This window comes from Bifidobacterium sp. UBA744 (assembly GCA_002298605.1).
Classification (GTDB): Bacteria; Actinomycetota; Actinomycetes; order Actinomycetales; family Bifidobacteriaceae; genus Bifidobacterium.
In genome coordinates this window covers 1-3,217 of the sequence record DBKS01000035.1, presented here as the reverse complement: position 1 = coordinate 3,217, position 3,217 = coordinate 1, and the positions used below count along the sequence as shown (strand labels likewise).

Genomic DNA, 3,217 nt, shown 5'->3' with positions numbered 1-3,217 from the left:
CAGCACGCATCATCGAACATATCATTCTCGCGATTGCACTGATCTGGGCTGGCGGATGCACCCTTATATGGTCGCAAACGGATATGCCGTATCACATCATGACCACGAAATCCGCTGATGGCACCTGCGAAGTGGTCGTCAACGAAATCGGCTCGCCCATATTCTTCGGTCCAAGCAGCATCACAATCAAAGTCTCCTGGGACACCGACCCCAGCATTGTCGGAGCCGAAAACGTCACGGAAGTCAAGACGGATCTGCACAACGACGGCAAATCATTGAGCTCAAACAACTTCACCGTCACTTGGCACGGCAACATCCCGACTGTCACCTCCCATGGAGAGGAGCAATCAGACCAGAGCTACACATTCAACTGGAAATAACCATTCCGAACATCAGGTCTCTACGAGAGTCGGGGCTGGTGACGTTTCGCTGGACTCGTCATTGATTCCATCACCACCAATCATGCCACAAGACGAGCACACGCCGCGATAACAGGGCGCGGACGTTTTCACAACGATGCATTCATGGCACCGCAAGGCTGGCCACATCCTGAAAGATTGAAATCCGTGCTTGCCAAGCGTTCAATCACCTTAAACCTCGCTAGTCGTCCGTGCTTCCATCCATCTTTGAATCCTCCTGAAGAACGGCATGGACCCATTCCAACTGTCCCATGACGGCTATCTCCAGCCGATTCTCGCTTTCACGGACCTTGACCCATGTCCCCAAAACGTTCCACACGGCGAGGCTCTGGGTGACGGGCATATCGAGACCGCTTTCAGGCGGCATAGGCCTTTTGCCTACGATTCGAACGGCCTCTCGCAGCGATGCTGAATCATTCACATCCACCGCGACCCCTGCCGCCTCCTCCCAATACACCTCCGTGTTCGTCCAAGATGATTGGGCCTGGGACAAGAGGAGATACAACAGGGAAAGCAGCACAAGATAACCGGCAACGAGCCTGAAGATCCGTTTGCCAATCCGCTTCCGGTCGGACTGCAGGGTGAGTTCAGGGATATCCATCAGTTGCACCTCCTTACCAAATCATGTTGCTATGGCCGTTGCCCCGGATTCAATTTGTAAGCGCAACGCTTGCGTTCGGGTTGGTTGTCTTTGATTGTAGCCTGGCGATCTCCTCGTCTCATACCTCCCGGTGTCTATTGAGAGGTGCAGCACCACGCCCACGGCATCACCGTCGGAAACATGTCGCACGGCGAAACCATGTTCCGACACCGACGAACATCAGGGTCGGGCCCCGTCACCAGTCAGCGCTAAACAACCCATGTCCCATGATTCACTGAAGATACCATCCGAACCACAGCGTCCGGGAAGGGGATGCCATGGAAAGACCGTTGCTTCTGCTGGCCTTGGCCTTGGTGCCGCTGGCCGTCGGATTGGTCCTGATATCCGTCGTGATCGGATCCAAAAAACTGGGAAGAGAACGCAAAAGGACTCTTCCGTGCGCCTTCTCGGCGCTCATGACCGTTGCCGGCGCGTTGATCATCGCGAGCCAACTCGTATGACACTTCGCGCCGCGGCTCGGCTTCCCGGCTATTAGTGTATTTCGATGCTCTGATATGGCCTGATTTTTGTTCGCCCTTATATTGAGGCGGCTTTCGCCGCTTGGTTTGCATAATACTCGGTTTCCACCGCTTCCGGCGTCCTGTAGCCCAGGGACTGGTGCAGGCGCTTCGAGTCCCCGCCACGAGACCCACCGGAACGTCGCCAATTCCAGGTCCTTCAAATCCTGGAAGGGTTTGCGCCGCCATACCAGTTCGGTCTTGTACGCGCCGTTGACGGATTCGGCCATGGCGTTGTCGTACGAGTCGCCGACCGAACCGGTCGAGGGCAGCATGCCGAATTCCCCGACGCGCGTGGTGTACACCGTGCCGGTGTACTGCACGCCATGGTCGCTGTGGTGCACGAGACCGTCGGTGCCGCCGTGCGACGCGGCCCACGAGATCGCCTGCTCCAGCGCCTGCAACGGCAGCTCCCGCGTGTCCATGGTGGTGGCGCACGCCCAGCCCACGATCCTGCGGGCGTACACGTCGGTGACAAACGCCGTGTAGCCGAACGAACCATCGGCCATGCGCACGTACGTGATGTCGGCCACGTGCAGGCGGTTCGGAGCCTCCGCCTCGAACCTGCGTTTCACGAGGTCGGGCCGGCCTCCCGTGCCCTTCGCCGGCTTGGTGGTGGGCGTCCTGCCGCGGCGCACGCCCTGGATGCCGAGCTCGCGCATGATGCCCAGCACCTGGTCGCGGCCGACCCCCTTCGGATCCCAGCCCTGGGCGACCAACTGGGCGTGCGTCTTGCGGTACCCGTACACGGCCATGAGGAAATCCGAATGGATCTCCGCGATGTCGCGCGCCAGCGCCTCATGCCTCGCCCGCATGCGGCTGGGCGGTCTTGACTTGAACATGCGGTAGCCGCGCGGAGTGATGAACCCGCAGTCCAACGATTCGCCGAGGACTTTGCAGATCGGCCCGACCTTGAAACGGTCCTTGTGCTCGTCGATGTACGCGACCATCAACGCCGTGTCGGGTCGAGCCGTGCCGCGAAAAAAGCCGACGCCGTCGTCAAGATCTCGTTCGCGCGTCTCAGCTCCGCGTTCTCGGCCCGCAGCTTCTTCAGCTCCGCCATCGCGTCCTCGGCCGACTGCTTGGTCTGCGCCGCGACCGTCGCGTCCGACTGGTTCCGCCACCGGCGCAGCGTCTCCGGCGCCACTCCCAGGTCCTTGGCGACCCGTTCGATCGCGTTCGTCTCCGACGAATACGACGACCTGGACTCCGTGAGCAGCCTGACGGCCTTCGTCTTGAACTCCGGCGTGTATCTCGTGCCTTTTGCCATGGTTCCATCATCTCCCATCGAGTCAGGGGAAATGCGGAACAAAAATCAGTTCATATCAGCCCTAGATTGGCAACAGGTCGGCGAGGCGCTGTGCGTGCCGTCGAGCCGCATCAACGAAATCGAACGCGGAGCACGGAACCTGCCCGGACTCAAACAACGAATCCAAACGCTTGGCAATGTATAGGAGCATCAAAATACAGAGCAGGAGCCACTCATGGTTGTCATTGCCGGTGCTCTGATCATAATGAGCCAATTCGTATGATGTTCCACGTTATAGCTCGACGGCCCGGCTATCGGCCGCGGCCAGTCCACGAGCCCTCTGTGCCATTCCCCGCAATCAAACAGCAACGCCCGGTCTCAAGCCCATGAG

The 3,217-nt window shown here is 59.2% G+C and carries 2 protein-coding genes and 1 pseudogene; 1 reads left to right on the top strand and 2 read right to left on the bottom strand.

Annotated elements, in window-relative coordinates:
• A partial coding sequence (locus B2994_RS03790; RefSeq protein ID WP_291527053.1) for a hypothetical protein occupies nucleotides 1-380 on the top strand: 380 nt, incomplete at its 5' end.
• 220 nt (nucleotides 381-600) lie between these two features.
• On the opposite strand, the gene B2994_RS03785 is transcribed toward B2994_RS03790, so the two are convergent.
• Together B2994_RS03785 and B2994_RS03780 are read right to left on the bottom strand one after the other, a co-directional pair.
• Nucleotides 601-1,020, bottom strand: a complete 420-nt coding sequence (locus B2994_RS03785) for a hypothetical protein (protein WP_291527052.1) — start codon at nucleotides 1,018-1,020, stop codon at nucleotides 601-603.
• Between the two features lie 551 nt (nucleotides 1,021-1,571).
• Nucleotides 1,572-2,847 (bottom strand): annotated as a pseudogene (locus B2994_RS03780) (IS3 family transposase); the annotation flags it as partial.
• Between the last annotated feature and the right edge of the window lie 370 nt (nucleotides 2,848-3,217).